General features: G+C 64.9%; 18 protein-coding genes. 5 read left to right on the top strand and 13 right to left on the bottom strand.

Annotated elements, in window-relative coordinates; translation table 11 throughout:
* The first annotated feature begins 222 nt into the window (after positions 1-222).
* The 3 genes from NKH22_RS24195 (at position 223) to NKH22_RS24205 (ending at position 3,815) form a co-directional block, all read left to right on the top strand.
* Positions 223-1,104: a LysR family transcriptional regulator gene (locus NKH22_RS24195; protein ID WP_023822438.1), complete on the top strand. Its 882-nt coding sequence runs from the start codon at positions 223-225 to the stop codon at positions 1,102-1,104.
* 123 nt (positions 1,105-1,227) lie between these two features.
* The gene (locus NKH22_RS24200) at positions 1,228-1,668 is read left to right on the top strand and encodes a phospholipase A2 family protein (RefSeq protein WP_023737897.1); all 441 of its coding nucleotides are present in this window, start codon (positions 1,228-1,230) and stop codon (positions 1,666-1,668) included.
* Positions 1,665-3,815, top strand: a complete 2,151-nt coding sequence (locus NKH22_RS24205) for a phospholipase D-like domain-containing protein (RefSeq protein WP_023824277.1) — start codon at positions 1,665-1,667, stop codon at positions 3,813-3,815. Before NKH22_RS24200 ends, NKH22_RS24205 begins: the two co-directional genes overlap by 4 nt.
* Before the next feature lie 103 nt (positions 3,816-3,918).
* Here the strand turns inward: NKH22_RS24205 and NKH22_RS24210 are convergent, their stop codons facing one another.
* From NKH22_RS24210 to rsfS, 8 genes are all read right to left on the bottom strand, one after another.
* Positions 3,919-5,175 carry a D-amino acid dehydrogenase gene (locus tag NKH22_RS24210; RefSeq protein ID WP_023668705.1) on the bottom strand — a complete coding sequence of 419 codons (1,257 nt, stop codon included), beginning with the start codon at positions 5,173-5,175 and terminating at the stop codon, positions 3,919-3,921.
* Between the two features lie 93 nt (positions 5,176-5,268).
* Complete coding sequence (alr, locus tag NKH22_RS24215) at positions 5,269-6,378, bottom strand: alanine racemase (protein WP_352512189.1); 1,110 nt, start codon at positions 6,376-6,378, stop codon at positions 5,269-5,271.
* A 271-nt stretch (positions 6,379-6,649) separates the two neighbouring features.
* Positions 6,650-7,165, bottom strand: a complete 516-nt coding sequence (locus NKH22_RS24220) for an RNA pyrophosphohydrolase (RefSeq protein WP_352805428.1) — start codon at positions 7,163-7,165, stop codon at positions 6,650-6,652.
* Between the two features lie 2 nt (positions 7,166-7,167).
* Positions 7,168-8,349 (bottom strand): divergent polysaccharide deacetylase family protein, encoded by a 1,182-nt coding sequence (locus NKH22_RS24225; protein WP_023737901.1) that lies wholly within the window; start codon positions 8,347-8,349, stop codon positions 7,168-7,170.
* Positions 8,350-8,533: 184 nt separating this feature from the next.
* Positions 8,534-9,859, bottom strand: a complete 1,326-nt coding sequence (locus NKH22_RS24230; RefSeq protein WP_023668701.1) for a S41 family peptidase — start codon at positions 9,857-9,859, stop codon at positions 8,534-8,536.
* A 1-nt stretch (position 9,860) separates the two neighbouring features.
* Positions 9,861-11,219, bottom strand: coding sequence for a murein hydrolase activator EnvC family protein (locus tag NKH22_RS24235; RefSeq protein ID WP_023668700.1), 1,359 nt, complete (start codon positions 11,217-11,219; stop codon positions 9,861-9,863).
* 122 nt (positions 11,220-11,341) lie between these two features.
* Complete coding sequence (rlmH, locus tag NKH22_RS24240; RefSeq protein WP_023668699.1) at positions 11,342-11,824, bottom strand: 23S rRNA (pseudouridine(1915)-N(3))-methyltransferase RlmH; 483 nt, start codon at positions 11,822-11,824, stop codon at positions 11,342-11,344.
* A 62-nt stretch (positions 11,825-11,886) separates the two neighbouring features.
* Positions 11,887-12,264 carry a ribosome silencing factor gene (rsfS, locus tag NKH22_RS24245; RefSeq protein ID WP_023668698.1) on the bottom strand — a complete coding sequence of 126 codons (378 nt, stop codon included), beginning with the start codon at positions 12,262-12,264 and terminating at the stop codon, positions 11,887-11,889.
* 241 nt (positions 12,265-12,505) lie between these two features.
* Here rsfS and NKH22_RS24250 point away from each other — a divergent pair, with 241 nt between their 5' ends.
* A complete protein-coding gene (locus NKH22_RS24250) occupies positions 12,506-13,360 on the top strand; it encodes a mechanosensitive ion channel family protein (RefSeq protein WP_023736854.1) in 855 nt (284 codons plus the stop codon).
* 15 nt (positions 13,361-13,375) lie between these two features.
* Here the strand turns inward: NKH22_RS24250 and NKH22_RS24255 are convergent, their stop codons facing one another.
* From NKH22_RS24255 to obgE, 5 genes are all read right to left on the bottom strand, one after another.
* The gene (locus NKH22_RS24255; RefSeq protein WP_023744955.1) at positions 13,376-14,656 is read right to left on the bottom strand and encodes an MFS transporter; all 1,281 of its coding nucleotides are present in this window, start codon (positions 14,654-14,656) and stop codon (positions 13,376-13,378) included.
* Between the two features lie 74 nt (positions 14,657-14,730).
* A complete protein-coding gene (locus NKH22_RS24260; RefSeq protein ID WP_023712012.1) occupies positions 14,731-15,363 on the bottom strand; it encodes a nicotinate-nucleotide adenylyltransferase in 633 nt (210 codons plus the stop codon).
* Positions 15,364-15,566: 203 nt separating this feature from the next.
* A complete protein-coding gene (locus NKH22_RS24265; protein WP_023752647.1) occupies positions 15,567-16,853 on the bottom strand; it encodes a glutamate-5-semialdehyde dehydrogenase in 1,287 nt (428 codons plus the stop codon).
* A gap of 3 nt (positions 16,854-16,856) precedes the next feature.
* Positions 16,857-18,035, bottom strand: a complete 1,179-nt coding sequence (gene proB, locus NKH22_RS24270; protein WP_023752648.1) for a glutamate 5-kinase — start codon at positions 18,033-18,035, stop codon at positions 16,857-16,859.
* Between the two features lie 2 nt (positions 18,036-18,037).
* The gene (gene obgE, locus NKH22_RS24275) at positions 18,038-19,069 is read right to left on the bottom strand and encodes a GTPase ObgE (protein WP_023668691.1); all 1,032 of its coding nucleotides are present in this window, start codon (positions 19,067-19,069) and stop codon (positions 18,038-18,040) included.
* Positions 19,070-19,236: 167 nt separating this feature from the next.
* On the opposite strand from obgE, the gene NKH22_RS24280 reads away from it, so the two are divergent.
* Entirely contained in the window at positions 19,237-20,100 is an 864-nt protein-coding gene (locus NKH22_RS24280) for an endonuclease/exonuclease/phosphatase family protein (RefSeq protein WP_023752649.1), read from the top strand.
* Positions 20,101-20,102: the final 2 nt, after the last annotated feature.

Here is a 20,102-nt window from a genome sequence, read left to right on the forward strand (position 1 = left end):
AGGCCCGAAGGTTGCGCTCCGTCACACCCCCCTCTGTCCTGCCGGACATCTCCCCCGCAAGGGGGGAGATCAGATGTGGCTGCCGCCTTCGCAAATCTTCAACGCACCAAAAGAGACGCAGGTGGCGGAGCTGCCAATCTCCCTCCTTGCGGGGGAGATGGCCGGCAGGCCAGAGGGGGGTGGGCGGGAACACCGCGTTCGCCGCTAGCCCGGACCACCCCCATGAACTGGGATGACGTCCGCATCTTCCTCGCCGTGGCCCGCGCCGGGCAGATCCTTGGCGCCGCCAAGCGGCTGGAACTCAATCACGCCACCGTCTCGCGCCGCATCGCAGCGCTTGAGGATGCGTTACGGACAAAACTGTTTCGCCGGCTTACCACCGGCAGCGAGCTGACGCCGGCCGGCCAGCGCTTTCTCGACATTGCCGAGCGCATGGAAGCCGACATGATCGCCGCGCGCTCCGCCGTGTCGGGCGAAGGCGACGATATCTCAGGCACGGTGCGCATCGGCGCGCCCGACGGGTTTGGCGTTGCATTCCTCGCCACGCGTCTTGGCGCGCTGACCGCGCTGCACCGCGAACTCACCATCCAGCTGGTGCCGGTGCCGCGTTCCTTCTCGCTGTCGCGGCGCGAGGCCGACATCGCCATCACCGTCGAGCGGCCGAGCGAAGGCAGGCTGGTGGCGGGAAAGCTGGTCGACTACACGCTCGGCCTGTTTGCCTCGCGCGACTATGCACAGGCGCACGGCTTACCCGAGACCGCTGCCGAACTCGGCCACCATACGCTGATCGGCTACGTCCCAGACCTGATCGTCAGCCCTTCGCTCGACTATGCGGCGGAGTTCAGCCCGGACTGGCGCACCAGCTTCGCCATCTCCTCAGCGCTGGGCCAGGCCGAAGCGGTGCGGTCGGGCGCCGGCATCGGCATCTTGCACACCTTTGTCGCCCGCTCGATGCCGGAGCTGATCCCCGTCAACATCGTGACGCCGATCCGCCGCGCCTACTGGCTGGTCTATCATGAATCGGTCCGGCCGCTGCGCCGCGTGCAGATCGTCGCCAACTTCATCACCAAGGCGGTCGAGAGAGAGCGCGGGCTGTTTGTCTGATGGCCGCGCCGCCTTGCCTTCGCCACAAAATCGGCCAGTGTGGCAACAAGCGCGATGTCGCCTATCATTAAGGATTGGCTGCGCCGGGTGGGACACTTTTTTGCAAAGCTGGTGCGGATCAAAATGCGAGCGGTGCTCGCCATCTTGCCGCTTGTCGCGCTTTCCGCCTGCGCCAATCCATGGACCGAAGTTCCGGAAGCCGAACTGCCCAAGCCGGTCCGCATCGCAATGGCCCGCCCGTCGCCTTTCGTCTTCGGCAATTATTGCGGTCCCGGCACCCGCACCGGCGACCTCTCGGCTCGCCCTGTCAATCGCCTCGACAGCGCCTGCCAAATCCATGACGCCTGCTACATCGCGCGCCATAATCATTGCGACTGCGACGGCGCGCTCGTCGCCTCGGCAAAGGCGATCCGTGATGACAAGACAGCGCCGAAAAAGGAGCGCGGCGAGGCCGAGCTTTTGATCGCCACTTTCGCACTTCCCGTCTGCAAGGTCTTTCCGCAAGGCTTTATGCCGCCGCGCGATCCGGCTGAACTGAAGACGATGAACGGTGCGACCGGATGAACCGCGCCATCTGCCTGGCCTTGGCCGGGCTGGGGCTGGCGGCCCTTGCCGGTTGCGCCGCCCCGATCCGGCACAGCTGCGATTTCTTTCCCGATGCGAAGGATTGCGGCCGGCCGTCGCTATCGGCCGACACGCCGGGACCGCAGACTGCAGCAGCAGCGTTTTTCGGCGATGCCGGCGCCCGCGACTATGAAAGGCAGTTTCTGGCGCTGCTCGCCCACAACCAGATCGGCGCCATCGACAGGGCGAACGGCACCGGTCCGTTCGGCCATGACCGCCACGCCATCGCCAACCGCGATTTCCAGGCCACCTACCGGACGCTGGAACGGCTGGCGAAACCGGTCACCGCCGAACAGATGCCGGCAGAGGGCAAGCCCGGCGAAGGCCATTTTGACGGCCGCTGGCGGGTGTCGCGGCAGACGCTCTATGTCGACGCCGCCGCGCGGCCCTCCGCGCCAAAGACGTTCAGCTTTTCCGGCCTGCAGGCGCGCTCGGTCGAGATCGTGATGCGCCAGGCGGGAAAGCAGCCGGTTGAGATATCGGGCGTCTGCGACGGTGCGCTGGCGTTTCGCGCCGGCGGTGGCTCGCGCAGCGTGGCGAGCGGCGCCGCCTTCCGGCTCCGCCTGTCGGCCGGGCAAACCGTCTCCATGTTCCCCAGATTTGACCTGAACCGCTGCAGCCTCAAGCTCAGTTCCAGCCTGGCGCCGGCAGGCGCCCCGCTCACCATCCTGCGCGAAGAGGTTGCCTATCCGGCGATAGCCGCGCTCGACAGCCGCTACGAGCGTTGTCCAGTGCCCGATCCATCCGGCCTGGATAAGCTTGCCAGCGTCTTTTACGCCGGCCGCTGGCTGTCGCAGACCTGTTCGCTGCCGCTCGGGTCACCGCGCCTGTTACGCAAGTCGCGCGACGGCTTCAACGCCAAGGTCGAAGCGCTGCTCGGCGCGCCTTTACCCGACAGCGCCTTCGACAAGGCCGACCCCGAACTGCCGCTCGATTTCTCGCGCGCGCCGAAACTCAAGCTGGTCTATCTGTCGTCGCTGGAGTTCAAGGCCGATTTTTCCGGCCGCGTCATCGAGCGGCTGATCCGCCATCACGCAGGCCTCGGCACCAAAGTGCGCATCATGGTCACAGACGTGCTGGAGCGCGACAAGGACGACGCGCTGCTGCACCGGCTGGCGGCGGATTATCCCAATGTCGAGTTGCAGGAATATCGCTGGCGGGCCGACCACGGCGCGCCGGTCGACGAGCAGCTGTCGCAGCTGCACAAGACCCATCACGTCAAGATGCTGGCGACACTTGCCGAGGATTCCGCCCGCTCGCGCGTCATCATCGGCGGCCGCAACATTCATGACGGCTTCCTGTTCCACAAGCCGATCGACTTGTCGCGCCACCCGAACCTGGAGCAATACGGCAAGACCGACGGCCTCTCGCTCAACTACTATTCGAACTGGAGCGATTTCGACATCGAGTTTGCCGACCCGGCCACGGTCGAAACGCTGGCCGCGCATCTCTCGACATTGTGGCTGCGCGACGCCGACGCCAACATCGCAAGACCCTTCTCCATTCCGGTGCGCTCCGACAGCCGGCGCCCGCCGGGCACGGTGCGCCATTTCATTTCCGTGCCCTACGAGGACAACCATGCGCTCGAGACCTATTTCGTCGAGCTGATCGACACTGCCCGGCACCATATCGAGATCGTCAATCCCTACCTTAATCTGACGCCGAAGCTCAGCCTGGCCATCGAGCGGGCGCTGGCGCGCGGCGTCAGGATCGACATTGTCGGCCGCATCGACCTCAAGGGCGATATTGGCGGCAAGCTGCTGACCGCGCTCAACAAGCTGTTCGTCGAGAAATATGGCGACCGCATCAACATCCGCGAATTCAAGGCGCCCGATGTCGTGCTGCACTCCAAGATCATGATGATCGACGAAAGGCTGGTGACGATCTCGTCGGTCAATCTCAACAACCGCAGTTTCTTCCACGATCTGGAGAACGGCATGACGGTGCTCGACCCTGCCTTCTACGCCAGGATGCAGCCGGTCTATGACGACTATGTCGCCCATTCGAACCCGGTATCGACCAAGGTGACGATACCGTGGGCCTACCGATGGCTGTTCTCGAAGGGTTGGGTGAAGGAGGCGTTTTGAGGGGCTGGCGAGGCTGAAGGAATGCCGTTCTGTAGCGATCCTTTACACCCCTCTGTCCGGTAGGACAGAGGGGGTGCTGGCCCGCCAGCTTTAAAAAGCACCCCTACCTCAAATACCGCTCCGGCCCCAGCTCCCGCACATCGATATCAGGCACCTTGCTGGAGATGATGTCGGACAGCACCTTGGCCGAGCCGCAGGCCATGGTCCAGCCAAGCGTGCCGTGCCCGGTGTTGAGATAGAGGTTGGAGAACTCGGTGCGGCCGACCAGCGGCGGCCCGTCCGGCGTCATCGGCCGCAGCCCGCACCAGAAGGACGCCGCCTTGAGGTCGCCGCCATCCGGGAACAGATCGCCGACCGAATGTTCGAGGGTGCGCCGGCGCGATTCGTGCAGCCTGAGATCGAAGCCGGAAATCTCCGCCGTGCCGCCGACGCGGATGCGGTCGCCGAGCCTGGTGATCGCCACCTTGTAGGTTTCGTCCATTACCGTCGACACCGGGGCGGCGACCGCGTCCTTGATCGGAACGGTGATCGAATAGCCCTTGACCGGATAGACCGGGATCGGGCGCCTGAGCAGGCGCATGAAGCGCGCCGAATAGCTGCCCAGCGCCAGCACATAAGCGTCGGCGGCGCGCGAGCGCTGGTCGGTGCCGACGCTGACGATGCGATTGCGGTTCTTGGAGAAGCGCCGGATCTGCGTGCCGTACTCGAACGTGACGCCGCGCGCCACGCAGAGCTCGGCCAGCCGATCGGTGAACATCTTGCAGTCGCCAGTTTCGTCGCCGGGCAATCTCAGCCCGCCGACAAACTTTTCCCGCACGCCGGCCAGCGCCGGCTCGGCCCCAATGCAGCCTTCGGGATCGAGCAACTCGTAGGGAACGCCATATTTCTTCAGCACCTCGACATCGCCGCCGGTGCCGTCGAGCTGCTTTTGCGTGCGAAACAGCTGCAGCGTGCCCTTGGTCCGCTCGTCATAGGCGATGCCGGTCGCCTCGCGCAGCGCCTTCAGCGTGTCGCGGCTGTATTCGGCGAGCGGCACCATGCGCGCCTTGTTGATGGCGTAGCGATCCGCGGTGCAATTGCGCAGCATCTTGATGAGCCATGTCCACATATACGGATCGAAGGCCGGCCGCACCACCAGCGGGCCGTGCTTCATCAACAGCCACTTGATTGCCTTCAGCGGAATGCCGGGGCCGGCCCAGGGCGAAGCATAGCCCGGCGAGATCTCGCCGGCATTGGCGAAGCTGGTTTCCAGCGCCGGCCCTTTCTGGCGGTCGAACACCGTCACCTCGTGGCCGGCCTCAGCGAGATAATAGGCAGTGGTGACCCCGATAACGCCGCCGCCCAACACGAAGATCTTCATCGCATCACTCTCCACGACGACTTCCGTCAGAGGGCCGCCGCCTCCTGTCTGCCGGATTCTGCGGCGTCCGCCAAGGGGCGGCGTGTCGCGGCTCTATTCGTTGATATAGCGGCGGTGGAAGCGGGGGCCGAGACTGGTCAGGATTTCATAACCGATCGTGCCGGCATGGCCGGCGGCGTCATCGACGCTCTGCGAGGGGCCCAGGAGTTCGACAAGGTCGCCCTCGCGCAGCCGGCCGGCCGGCAGGGCCGAGATGTCGAGTATGATCGAATCCATCGACACCCGCCCGACAAAGGGCAGTCGCACGCCGTCGAGCCAGGCAGCCGAAGCCGCGCGCCGGTGCCAGCCATCGGCATAGCCGAGCGAGATCGTGGCCGCGCGCAAGGGACCGCTGGCCAGAAACGCATGTCCGTAGCCGACGCCCGCGCCCTTATCGATGCCGCGTGTCTGGATGATCTTTGCCTCGAGCCGCACCACCGGCAGCATCGGGTTCGCCTCATCAGGCGTCGGATTGATGCCGTAGAGCGCAGCGCCAGGACGCGCGAGGTCGTACTGATAGCGCGGCCCAAGAAAGATGCCGGAGGAATTGTCGAGCGACGCCGGCGCCTTGGGCAGCATTTTGCGCAGCCGTTCGAACTCTTTGAGCTGCGCGTCATTGGCCGGATTGCCCGGCTCGTCGGCGCGGGCCAGATGGCTCATGACGAGGACGACATCGACGCCGGCGAAAGCATCGGCCGTAAGCGCCTCGACCTCTGCCGGCGCCATGCCCAGCCGCGACATGCCGCTGTCGACCTGGATGGCGGCCTTGAGCTTGCGGCCGGCCTTTTGGCCTGCCTCGCTCCACGCCTTCAGTTGCCCGGTGCTGTTGATGACGGGAACAAGGTCGGCGGCCACCGCTTCAGGTTCCGAGCCCGGCGGCAGGCCGTTCAGCACATGGATTTCCAGCTTCGGTCCGAGTGCGTCGCGCAGCGCGACACCCTCGGTGAGATGCGCGACAAAGAAGCTGTCGCAGCCTTCGGCAACCAGTGCCGCCGCCACTTGCCGCGCGCCGAGCCCGTAACCGTCGGCCTTGACGACGCCGGCGCAGCGCGCGCCGCCGAGCTTTGCCTTCAGCCGCCGGTAATTCTCCCTGACCGCGCCGAGATCGATGGTGAGAATGGCGCCGGCCGCCGCTTCGCTGATGGTATCTTTGGCTTTATGCATCGCAGATCCGACGAAGTCGGCGCTGCCCCTCATTGTCCTGCCGGATATTTCTCCCCGGCCCTGTACGGGGAGTTGAAGAGCGGTCCGCGTAAGGCGGACGAAAAGCCAACTGCTTGGCTTTTCGAGTGACGAAAGCCGGCAGGCAGGTGAGGGGCAGCCCATACGCTGCGCTAAGAGGCCATTGCCCGGCGTCGTTCATATGGATCTCGTGGCTGCGGGTGTCCCGATCAATAAAGCACGAATCAGGTGCCGTGCGAACCGTCACATCCAGCTAGGCAAGATGACGGAACGTCGCCACCACATCCTCATAGACGTTGCGTTTGAACGGCACTATCAGATCGGGCAGGTCCTGCATTGGCCGCCATGCCCATTCATCGAATTCGGCGGTGTGGCCGCCGGGCGGCGGATTGATCTGGATCTCGCTGGCCTCGCCGTGAAAGCGGTAGGCGAACCATTTCTGCGTCTGGCCGCGATAACGCCCCTTGAGGGCTATGCCGACCAGATCGGGCGGCAGGTCGTAATTGATCCAGTGCGGCGCCTCGGCCAGCAGCGTGACCGAGCGCATGCCGGTCTCTTCATAGAGCTCGCGCCCGGCCGCCTGCAGCGGCTCCTCGCCCTCGTCGATGCCGCCTTGCGGCATCTGCCAGAGCTGCGTGGTGCCGGCGAATTCGCTGTCCGGCTCGGCGATGCGGTGCCCGACCCAGACCAGCCCGTCGCCATTGAGGATCATCAGCCCGACACAGGGGCGGTATGGCAGCGTCTTGGGGTCGACAGGTTTCTTCGTCATGATCAGCCTTTTTCCGGGTCGATGGCCACCGCCGAGATCGGCACGATCTCGATGCCGCGCTTTTTTGCTTCGACCACCCAGGACGCCACGGTATCGACGGTGAGGTCGAAGGCCGAGCCGATGCCGACGGCGGAGCCTTTGGCACGCGCGGTCGCTTCCAGCGCGTCGAGCTTTTTCAGGATGGCGCCGCGGTCCTGCACGGCGTCGATTGCCGTATCGCCGGCGACGAACGGCACACCGTCCTTCAAGGCGAGATCGGACGCCAGGCTCCGCGCGGACGAGCCGTCATCGACATAGGCAAGGCCGCGCTTGCCAAGCTCGGCCATGAACGGCCCCATCGCCGTCGCGTCGGCCGAAAAGCGCGCCCCCATATAGTTCATGACGCCGGTATAGTTGGTGGTCCGCGACAGCGCCCAGCGCAGATTCTTCAGATTGTCGTCCGGGCTTGCCGCCACCGTCAGCGTGTTGCGGCCGGGATTGACGTTGGGATAGTCGAACGGTTCGAGCGGCACCTGCATGACCACCTCATGCCCGCTCTGCCGTGCCGCCTGCATCCAGCGGCCGATGCTGTTGCCTTGCGGCGCAAAAGCCAGCGTCACTTCGGCCGGCAGCTTGGCGATCGCGGCCTGCGTGCCGGTCTGCGACACGGCAAGCCCGCCGATGACGATTGCCACTCGAGCGCCACGCGAACCCGACCACGGCCGCGCATAGACATCGAACGGCCGCCGGCCGTCAGCGGCGCGAACCGGCAACGGGCCGGTGTCGCTGGCCTCGATCAGCGCCCTGTCGGGGATATGCGCGATCTTCAGGTTCTGGCCGATCGTCGACGGGTCGTGGATGACGATGGCTGCATTGGGCGGGCCATCACCCTCCTGGGACTGCACATGGATGATCTGCGGACCGCTGGCCTTGGGCGTTTCCGCCTTCGGCGCTGCCGCCGTCGCTTGAGCAGTGGGCGCTGCGGCCGCGGGCTCGGCCGCCGCCGTCACCTTCGGCGTCGAGAGCGCGATTGCTTCCGGTTTGCGGAACGGCTTCTCGCGCAGCGCGATCGCACCGGAGATGCCGACCGCGGCCAGCACGACCAGCGTCGCCGCGACGGCGCCAGCGCTGATCCCGCGCGACGCGGCACGCGGTCGGACGGTCTGTCCGAGCGGGCGTTCGATGTCCTTGCCGACGTCAGCCAAGCCGCATCCCCCGGGCGCGTGATCAGCGAAATCTTTTCGCCATGCGCAGATCCAAAACTGACGGCGCGTCCCCTGCGCCTTTTGAGGCGCAGCGCCCAGCGGTCCCCGAATCAAACTGCCGGAACCTCACGGTCCCGGCAGCATTGCATCGCTTCGATTGGGCAGCCAGAGCTACCAGTCGATTTTACTGGTTGAGCACTGCCTTCTCCGGATTCGGCGGGAATGCCGGATCGGTCTTCTGGCCGCGCAGCAGCTGTTCGGCATAGATCAGCTGCAGATCGTCCTTCGGATCCGGCGGCACATAGGCAGCCGAGCCCGAGCCGGTATCGCTCTCGTCGGCGCCCTTGATATGGCCCTTGAGGTCCGATTCGCCGCGCGTCAGGTCCCTGCCCTGCAGTTCGGGCGGCAGCGGCTGGTCGACCTTGATGTCGGGCGTGATGCCCTTGCCCTGGATCGACTTGCCGGACGGCGTGTAATAGAGCGCCGTCGTCAGGCGCAGCGCGCCGTTCTCGCCAAGCGGGATGATGGTCTGCACCGAGCCCTTGCCGAAGGACTGCGTGCCGACCACTGTCGCGCGGCGCAGGTCCTGCAGCGCGCCGGCGACGATCTCGGAGGCGCTGGCCGAACCGCCATTGACGAGCACGATCAGCGGCTTGGCGCCGATGTCGTCGCCTGCCTTGGCGTCGAAGCGTGTGACGTCCTTCGGGTCGCGGCCGCGGGTCGAGACGATCTCGCCACGGTCGAGGAAGGCGTCGGACACGCTCACCGCCTGGTCGAGCAGGCCGCCCGGGTTGAGCCTGAGATCGAGCACATAGCCCTTGAGCTTGTCGTTCGGCACCTGCTTCTTGATGGTGTCGATGGCGTTCTCGAGGTCGTCATAGGTCTTTTCGGTGAAGGAGGTGATCTTCATGTAGCCGATGTCGTTCTCGACCCGGAACTTGACCGCCTTGACCTTGATGATGTCACGCACCACCGTCAGCTCGATCGGCTTGTCGGCGCCTTGGCGCAGGATGGTCAGCTTGATCGGTGTATTGACCAGGCCGCGCATCTTTTCGACCGCATCGTTGAGCGTCAGGCCGCGAACCTCTTGGCCGTCGATCTTGGCGATATAGTCGCCGGCCAGCACGCCTGCCTTGGCAGCCGGGGTGTCGTCGATCGGCGTGATCACCTTGACCAGATCGTTCTCCATGGTGACCTCGATGCCAAGGCCGCCGAACTCACCCTTGGTCTGCACACGCATGTCCTGCGCCTGCTCGGCATTCATGTAGGAGGAGTGCGGGTCGAGCGAGGTGAGCATGCCGTTGATGGCGTTTTCGACCAGCGACTTGTCGTCCGGCGGCGTCACATACTGCGCCCGCACGCGCTCGAAGATGTCGCCGAAGATCGCCAGTTGCTTATAGGTCTCGGAGCCTGCAGCGTTCGCCGTCGAGCCGGGCGCGCCATAGACCAGGCTCATCGCTGACGCGCCCATCAGCGCACCGGCAATAAGAAGCGACAGTTTCCGCATCATTTCACGTCCTTCCAGAGAAGCGGTCCGCCCACCATGGGGTCGGATCGACGGGTTTTCCATCCTTGCGGAACTCGACATAGAGTTCCGGCGTGGCATTTCCATTCTTCGAGGCCGAGGTGCTTGCCACCCGGGCCTCTCCCATCGCGCCGACCGGCTCTCCTGCGAGCACCGACTGGCCAGACGCGACGCTGATTCTGCTCATCCCCGCCAGGACGACATGATAGCCGTCTCCCGCATTGAGGATCAAGAGTTGACCATAGGAGCGAAAAGGCCCCGCATAAAGCACATTTCCGTCCGCCGGTGCCGTGACGATGGCTCCCGATTGTGTCGCAACCATGTCGCCGAGCATCACCGCGCCGTTACCGTCATCGGCCCCGAAACGCAGCTTGATCTTGCCGGTGACCGGCAGCGAGACTTGTCCCTGAAGTGCCGAAAACGGCGCGGCGGCGGTGAGGCGGTTGCCTTCCGGCACGGGCAGCGAAGCCAGCTCCGTCGACGCGGTTGTGCCTGCATCGGCGTTATCGGCGTCCGGCTTATCGCTGTCGGCCGCTTTCTGTTCGCCTGCCTTGACGGCATCCGCCGCCTTGCGGCTCTTGTCGGCTTCAAGCGAAGCGATCAGCTCTTTCAGGCTGCCGGCCTTGGCCGCAAGCGCCTGGGACCGCTGCTTTTCAGCGGCCATCGCCGTCCAGGTGTCCGCCTCGAGCTTCTGCTTGGCTTCGAGCAGCATGGAGAGGCGTTTCTTTTCCGCCGTCTGCTCGCCGACCGCCGCCGTCAGCCGCGTCCGCTCGGCCTCGATCGAGGCCGTCACCCGGGTCTGTTCCCTGAGGTCGGCCAGCAATTTGTCGGTCTGCTGGCGCAGTTCGGGCACCACTGCGCCGAGCAGGATGGCGCTGCGCACCGACGACAGTGCGTCTTCCGGCTTGACCAGGATCGCCGGCGGCGGATTGAGCCCCATGCGCTGCAGCGCCCCCAGCACCTCGGCCAGCACGTCGCGCCGCGCCGCCAGCGAGACACGGATCTTCTGTTCCTCGCCCTTCAGTCCTTCGAGCCTGGCGCCGATATCCTCGATGTCCTGGCCGAGCTTCTGCTCGGTCATAGCCGACTGGATAAGCGCCGCGGTGATCGAGGCATGGTCCTTCTTGACCGAAGCAATGTCGGCGGCGAGCTTGGCCAGCCGTTCGGACGACAGCGTGATCTCGGCCGACACCTTCTCATATTCGGCACGGCTCAGATCGGGGTCGGGCGCCACGTCCAGCGTATTTTCGGCCCGTGCAAGCCCGAGCGACAGCAAAACCACCGCCGCAGCGATGCCGCAGCGCGCGTGCCGGAAGCCCGTTCGTGATTTCCCGTTGTCAGCCATTGAAGCCCGACTCTATGCGTGGCTTCGTTAACGAACCATCAACCATGATCGAACCGAAGCCTAGCACAAAACAGCCGCGCATTGGGGCGGAAATCCGGACGATTGACCCTCGACCCACTGATTTACGAACGGTGGTAGGGATGTCCCGAAAGAATCGTTGCCGCCCGATAGAGCTGCTCGCCCAGCATGACACGCACCAGTTGGTGCGGCCAGGTCGCCGCGCCGAACGAGACCATCAGCTCAGCCTGATCGCGAATCGACTGGTCGTGCCCGTCGGCGCCGCCAATGGCGATGACCAACGCCTTGCGTCCGCCATCGCGCAGCTGGCCGATACGGCTGGCGAAATCGTCTGAGGACAGGTTTTTGCCGCGTTCGTCGAGCAGGAACAGCGCCGTGCCCGGCTGCAGCTGTGCCTGCAGCTTCTGGCCTTCCTCGCGGCGGCGCTCATTGGCGTTCTGGGCTCGTCCCTCGGCGATCTCGGCGACACCAGAGAATTCGAACCCGATCGCCGGGCCGCTCTTGGCGAAACGCTCGAAATAGCGGTCGGCGAGCTCTCTCTCGGGGCCGGCCTTCATCCGGCCCACGGCATGAACTGCTATCTTCATCCCTGCCTCGGCGAGCTTTCAATCCATGTCGCACCCAGGATGGTTACGACATGAGACGAAGCTCAGTGCAAGGTCTCTTCCTCGAGGTCCGGCGCCTGCCACATCTTTTCAAGATTGTAGAATTCGCGGACTTCTGGGCGGAAGACATGGACGATGATGTCGCCTGAATCGATCAGGACCCAGTCGGCGCCGGACAGCCCCTCGACGCGCGCCGTGCCGAGACCGGCATCCTTGAGCGCCTTGAGCAGGTGGTCGGCGACAGCCGAGACATGACGGTGCGACCGGCCCGACGCGATGACCATATAGTCGCCGAGGCTCGATTTCCGCTGAATGTCGATTGAGACAATATTTTCGGCCTTGGAGTCTTCCAGACTGGCAAGGACTGTCTTGATGGCACGGGACACGGCGTCATCTACGCTGATCCTGGCCGGCGAAGGCATGATGTCAACCTTCTTCCGCAATGCTGTTCTCAGTGTATTTCCTTTCGCAGCAAGAACAACCAAATCACCCACGAAATCAGGTGACACCCTATAGATAGGCAGAGTTCCCTTGCAGTTTCAAGACGGGAGGCCCTGCCACCGCGAACGCAGTGCACGACTTCCGGTTCCGGAGCCTTGAGAAAAATCGGAACCCATGGCCGCGGCAGGGGTTATCGACACACCCCCCAAACGGATTTTCCTGATGCCAATCGACCCCCAGAACACGCTGCTCACCGTGCAGGCTGGCCTTGCGCAACTCAGCACACTGATCGTTTCCTATTCCTTCTCCGCCATAGGCGCCATCATCCTGCTGGTCGTCGGCTATCTCGTCGCCGGGCTCGCAGAACGATCGATCTCAGCCGGCCTCGGCCATATCCATGGTTTCGACGCGACGCTGCGCCATTTCTTCTCGAAGATCGTGCGCTACGCCATCCTGATCCTGGTGGTCATCATGGTGCTCGGCCAGTTCGGCGTTCAGACGGCCTCGATCATCGCCGCCATCGGCGCCATCGGGCTGGCAATCGGCCTGGCGCTGCAAGGCACGCTGCAGAACATCGCCGCAGGCATCATGCTTCTGGCGCTCAGGCCATTCCGCATCGGCGAATATGTCGAGGTCGGCGCCATTTCCGGCACCGTCGAGGAAATCGGCCTGTTCGCCACCAAGCTCCGCACGACAGACGGCGTCTATGTGCTGGCGCCCAATTCGACGCTGTGGAACCAGCCGGTGCGCAATTTTACCCGCAACGGTGTGCGCCGCGGAGACATCACGCTGAGCATCGGCTCCTGGAACGACATCGACCTGGCGCAGAAAACCATGCTGGGCGTTGCCGGCGGCGAGCGCCGCGTCAAGCGAGAGCCGGCGCCGATCGCCTTCGTCGCCACGGTGGGCGATGCCAGCGTCGCCATCACCTTGCGCTACTGGACCACGGCGGCGGATTTCTTCGCCACCCAGATCGATCTCACCAAACGCGTCAAGCAGGCGTTCGACGCCGAAGCCATTTCGGTTCCCGCACCTCCGCCGGAGGCTCGACAGGAAACTGCCGCCACCAGGCAGTAGGAGCTGTGAAACCGTTCAGCGCTTATCTTCCGGGGCGTAGGCGAGCTCCACCGGCAGCGGCGCCTGCGCCGACATCGGCGCGAAACTGCTGGTCTCCGTAGCGGGGACGGCGCGCGTGGTGGCCACTCGCCACAGCACGAACAGGCAGAAGACAGTGGCGATGACGATGGCCACATAAATGAAGGCCTGCGTGCCATAGACAGCCGACAGGGCCGTCACGATACCCGGCACGATGAACCCCGACAGCGACCAGGCAAACAGCAACGAACTCGACAGCGCCACCATGTCGTCCTTGCCGGCGCGGTCGGCGGCATGCGCGCTGGCCAGCGAATAGATCGATTCCGAGGCGCCGTCCCAGACGATGTAGATCACCACGAGCACCATCAGCGCGCCGCCGTCGAAGCCGATGGCCAGAATACCGGCGACGATGGCCAGTGCCGCAGCGCCGGCCAGCACGTAACGGCGATCGGTACGGTCGGAAATCCAGCCGAGCGGTATCTGCAGGATCAGCGTGCCGACGGGCATCGCCGACAAAAGCAGCGCCACATCGGCCTGGCTATAGCCTTTGGCCGTGGCATGGATCGGTGCGAACCCGGCGATCGCCATCGACAGACCGCCGACGGCCAGCATGCCGGCCACCCCGACCGGCGAGATCCGCCAGGCGCGGCCAAGCGCCACGGAGGCTGCGCGAGGTGGCGGCGGTTGAGCCAACCGCGTCATGCCGACCGGCAGGATCGACACTGCGGTGAAGGCAATGTCGATCAGCGGCGCCTGCGCCGTCGCGATGTCGACCGCCGCCAGCAGGGCATAGCCGACGCCAAGTCCGGCGACATAGGCGACGTAAAACACCGCCATCACCCGGCCGCGAATGGCGTTTGCGACGGCATCGTTGAGCCAGCTCTGGGCGACGATGAACAGGCCGCATATTGCAAAACCGTAAAGCGCGCGCGCCGCGATCCACAGCAGCGGGTAGGTGCCGGCGCCAATGGCAGCATTCGACAGCGCTATCAGCGCCGACAGCACCATGAAGGCGCGGGCGTGCCCGACGCGGCGCACCAGCGGCCCGGTCAGGATACAGCCGGCAAGTCCGCCGGCAGACAGGCCGGTGATGATCAGCCCGGCCCAGGTCGGATCGAAGCGCTCGACGCCAAGCCGGACCGGGATATAGGCGAACATCAACCCGTTGCCGACCGCGATCAGCGCCATCGACACGATTACGCTGGCAATGGCGATCACGGGCCCCGGCGGGGCGCCATGATTGGGGCCGATGTCGGTCTGGTTCACTGAAGTGGCCATATCCGGCGCAGCATCGCCCAGCCAATCGCGAAAGGCCGCCGTAAAAGCGACATCGGCGATCTGGTCTTACGGAGTTACCCCTTGGCTTGCTGGCGAATAGCACTCGATGACAGCGACGAACGCGGGCCGTGAATAAAAGTCCAGGCCGGCGCCTTCATGCGGGCGAGCCGGGGCGCGTCACCCTCGTCGACGCGGGCATAGTCGAAGGTCTTGGCCACGACCGAGGACAGGAAGGACAGCGTCGCGCCCGGGCGGTCGATGACCGCGATGGGGAAGGTCATGACGATCTGGCGCCAGCGCTGCCAACGGTGGAAATCGCGGAGTGAGTCGGCGCCCATGATCCAGACGAAGTCGACGCCGGGATTGCGTGCCTTGACCAGCGCCAGCGTGTCGGCGGTGAAGCGAATATGATACGCCGCCTCGAAGGCGGTGACCTTGATCTTCGGGTTCTTGGCGATCTGCTCCGACTGGAGCAGCCGGTCGCTCAGCGGCGCCAGTTCCCTGGTGCTCTTCAGCGGATTGCCAGGCGTCACTATCCACCACAATTGGTCGAGCGCGAGGCGCCGCAAGGCAATTTCCGCCACCAGCGCATGGCCGGCATGCGGCGGGTTGAACGATCCGCCGAACAGACCGACGGCGAGGCCTTTCTCGGCATGCGGCATACGGAGGTAGTGCGAGGGGATGGCGGGCTGAAGGGACGACAGCATGGTGCTAGGCACCCCCCTCTGCCCCACCGGGCATCTCCCCCGCAAGGGGGGAGATCAGCAGCTTCGGCAAAGGCACTTTTCTTGCAACGTTAGTGATTGGCGAAAGCGGAAGAAAAACCTGATCTCCCCCCTTGCGGGGGAGATGTCCGGCAGGACAGAGGGGGGTGTCTGGGCTCAATGCCTCAAGCCCTGACGCGAATGATTCAAGGCCTCACCTGTCCCGACCCGCGCACGCGGTATTTGAACGAGGTCAGCTGCTCGACACCAACCGGTCCGCGCGCGTGCATCTTGCCGGTGGCGATGCCGATCTCGGCTCCCATGCCGAATTCGCCGCCATCGGCGAACTGCGTCGAGGCATTGTGCAAAAGGATCGCCGAGTCGATCTCGTTGAAGAACCGCTCGACCGCTTTGGTATCCTCGGCGATGATCGCCTCGGTGTGGTGTGAGGAGAACGTCTCGATATGGTCGATGGCACCGGCAATTCCGTCTACCAGCTTTACCGCGATGATGGCCTCGAGATATTCGGTCATCCAGTCGGCATCGGTCGCCGGCTTGGCGTCGAAGAACAGCTTCATCACTTCCTGATCGGCATGGATCTCGCAGCCGGCGGCGCGTAGCGCGTCGAGGATCGGCACCAGATGTGTGGAGGCCACCGCGCGGTCGACCAGCAAAGTCTCTGCAGCGCCACAGACACCGGTGCGCCGCATCTTGGCGTTGACGGCGATCCTGACCGCCATGTCGAGATCGGCCGAGCGGTCGATGTAGAGATGGCAGATGCCTTCAAGATGGGCAAAGACCGGCACCCGCGCCTCGCTCTGGACGCGCCCGACCAGGCTCTTGCCGCCCCGCGGAATGATGACGTCGAGATTGCCGGAAAGCCCCTTCAGCATCTCGCCGACGGCGGCGCGGTCGGTGGTCGGCACCAGCTGAATGGCGTCTTCCGGCAGGCCGGCGGCCTTCAGCCCCTCGACCAGGCAGGCATGAATGGCGGCGGACGAATTGAGCGAGTCCGAGCCGCCGCGCAGGATCACCGGATTGCCGGCCTTGAGGCAGAGCGCGCCGGCATCCGCCGTCACATTCGGCCGGCTTTCATAAATGACGCCGACAACGCCGAGCGGCGTGCGCACGCGCTCGATCTGCAGGCCGTTGGGGCGATCCCAGGCCGCGATCACATCGCCGACCGGGTCCCTGAGCTCGGCGATTTCACGGATGCCATCCGCCATGGCACGGGTGCGCGCCGGATCGAGCTTCAACCGGTCCATGAAGGAGCCGGACAAGCCCGATTCGTGTCCGTTAGAGACATCGATGGCGTTGGCATCGAGAATCTGCTGCTGGCGCGCGATGATCGCGTCGGCCATGGCGAGAAGTGCGGCATCCTTGGCGGCGGCGGTCGCAATCGCCAACGGTCGGGCGGCCGCGCGGGCGCGGCGGCCGATATCAGCCATCAGCGCGACGGTGTCATCCCCGGATTGTTCATGCAACTTCAGCATGTCTCATCCTCCGCTTACCTCGCCCCCGGCCCATACCTGGCCGGCAGCCCGTATCTGGTCACCCGGATCGCTCACCACCAGATCGTCGCGGTGGATCATCGCCGAGCGCGCCTCGTAGCCGAGCACGGTTTCGATCTCGGCGGTCTTCAGGCCTGCGATCCTTACGGCATCGGCGGCATCGTAGGCAACAAGCCCGCGCGCGATCTCGCGCCCTTCCGGCGACAGGATCGCCACCGTGTCACCGCGCGAGAAATTGCCGCTGACCAGCCTGACGCCGGCCGGCAGCAAAGATTTGCCGGACAGCAGCGCACCGATGGCGCCGGCATCGACGGTGAGCCGCCCCGCCGGTTCGAGCTGGCCGGCGATCCAGCTCTTGTAGCCCTTCACCGGATTGGCGCTCGGCCTGAAGAAGGTGGCGCGCTCGCCACGCTCGATCGCCATCAGTGGCGACAGCCTTGTGCCCGAGGTGATGATCATGGCGGTGCCGGCGGCGGTGGCGATCTTGCCGGCATCGAGCTTGGTGCGCATGCCGCCGCGCGACAGTTCGGAAGCGGCCGCCCCCGCCATCGCCTCGATATCGGGCGTGATGCGGTCGACCACCGGAATGAATTTCGCATCGGGATCGCGCGCCGGCGGCGCCGTATAGAGCCCGTCAATGTCGGAGAGCAGCACAAGCAGGTCGGCGCCCATCATCGTCGCCACCCGGGCCGCCAGCCGGTCATTGTCGCCATAGCGGATTTCGGAGGTCGCCACCGTGTCGTTCTCATTGATGACCGGCACCGCCTTCATCTTGAGCAGCGTCGAGATCGTCGCGCGGGCATTCAGATAGCGGCGGCGCTCTTCGGTGTCGCCCAGCGTCAGCAGGATCTGGCCCGATTTCAGCGAACCCTTGCCCAGCGCATCCGACCACGCGCCGGCCAGCGCGATCTGGCCGACGGCCGCAGCCGCCTGGCTTTCTTCCAGCTTCAGCGCCCGTTTGCCGAGACCGAGAATGGTGCGGCCGAGCGCAATGGCGCCGGACGATACGACCAGGATCTCGGCGCCGCCATTGGCGAGCACCGCAATATCCTCGGCAAGCGAGGCAAGCCAGTCGCGCTTCAGGCCGCTGGTGCGGTCGACCAGCAAGGCCGAACCGATCTTGACCGTGATGCGCCGGTATTTTGTCAGCGACTGCGCCGTCATCGCTATCGGTCCCAGCGGGTCTCGACGGGAGCGGCAGCCCTGTCGCGCGCTTCGCCGACAACCGCCATCAGCGCCCGCAGCACCGCTTCGACGCCCTCGCCGGTGGCCGCCGACAGCAGCATCGGCGCGCGGCCGGCAGCGCGTTTGAGCGACGCAACCTTCTTCTTGCGCTCATCGGCGTCGAGGATATCGACCTGGCTCAGCGCCACGATCTCGACCTTCTCGATCAGCCCATTGCCATAGGCATCCAGCTCGGCGCGCACGGTCTTGTAGGCCTTTCCAGGATTTTCCTCCTGCGCCGAGACCAGGTGCAAAAGCACACGCGTGCGCTCGACATGGCCGAGGAACCGGTCGCCGATGCCGACACCCTCATGCGCGCCCTCGATGAGGCCCGGAATGTCGGCGATGACGAATTCGCGCGCATCGATGCGGGCAACGCCGAGACCTGGATGCAGCGTGGTGAAGGGGTAGTCGGCGATCTTTGGCTTGGCTGCGGTGACGGTTGCCAGAAAAGTCGACTTGCCGGCATTTGGCAGCCCGACCAGGCCGGCGTCGGCAATCAGCTTCAGCCGCAGCCAGACATTCATCTCTTCGCCGGGCTGGCCCGGATTGGCGCGGCGAGGCGCCTGGTTGGTCGAGGTCTTGAAATGCTGGTTGCCGAAACCGCCATTGCCGCCCTTGGCCAGCAGGAAGCGCTGGCCGACCACGGTCAGGTCGCAGATCAGCGTCTCATTGTCCTCGGCAAACACCTGGGTTCCGGCCGGCACCTTGAGCGTCACATCGGCGCCCTTGGCGCCGGTCATGTTGCGGCCCATGCCGTGGACACCGGTCTTGGCCTTGAAGTGCTGCTGGTAGCGATAGTCGATCAGCGTGTTCAGCCCATTGACCGCTTCCAGCCAGACATCGCCGCCGCGGCCACCGTCGCCGCCATCCGGGCCGCCGAACTCGATGAATTTTTCGCGCCGGAACGACACAGAGCCGGCGCCACCGTCGCCGGAGCGGATATAAACCTTGGCTTGATCGAGAAATTTCATTGGACTACGCAGTTTCTGTTGGCCTTGCGGCTTTGCTCTAGATCTTGCGCCTTGCTCTAAACCAAGGCGCGGCCAAGGGCGAGGCCGTTTTGCGACTAAAGCGCCGGATGCCCTTTTGCCGGGGACGCGGTAGCAGTGTTCGCGGACGGAGCTTGAGGGGCGCGGGAATGAAGGTTGTAAGCTACAACATCCAGTACGGTATCGGTCTGGATGGCCGCTACGATCTCGGCCGCATCACCGCGGCGGTTCGCGGCGCCGACGTGATCGCGCTGCAGGAAGTGACCCGCAACAATCCGAGGAACGGCAACCGCGACATGGTCGCCGAGATCGGCGAGGCGCTGCCCGAATATTTTGCCGCCTACGGCAGCAATTTCGAGGTCAATGTAGGCTCGCGCCTGGAGGCCGGCCGCGCCATCACCACCACTTTCCAGCTCGGCAACATGGTGCTGTCGAAGACGCCGATCCATCTGTCGCGCAATCTGCTTTTGCCGCGCAGCCGCAGCCTTGAGGCGATGAACTTCCAGCGCGGCGCGCTCGAGGCGCTGGTCGAGACCCCGCTCGGCTTCATCCGCTTCTATTCCACGCATCTCGACCATCGCAGTCCGGTTGAACGCGCCAGCCAGATCCGGTTCCTGCGCCAGCGCCTGTTGAACTATGCCTTCGAGGGCGGCGGCCTCTCCGGCATTCCCGAGATCGGCCTGCCGGACCTGCCCTATCCCGAAGCCTTCATCGTCATGGGCGACTTCAACATGCTGCCCGGCTCGCCCGAATATGTCGAACTCGTCGGCCGCCCGGACCATGAATTCGGTATGCCGCTGACCGCCGATCTCGCCGTCGACGTCGCCCAGCGCCTGAACACACCAGACGTCGTCACCTGGGTCGATCCCACGCGACCCGAAGACACAAGCCGCCACAAGCGCATAGACTACATCTTCACCTCGGCCTCGCTCGCCGGATCGCTGAAGCGCCTGTGGGTCGACCGTCAAGCGGTCGGTTCGGACCATCTCCCGATTTGGGTCGAGATGGGCTGAGT

The organism is Mesorhizobium sp. M1252, from assembly GCF_040318265.1.
Lineage (GTDB): Bacteria > Pseudomonadota > Alphaproteobacteria > Rhizobiales > Rhizobiaceae > Mesorhizobium.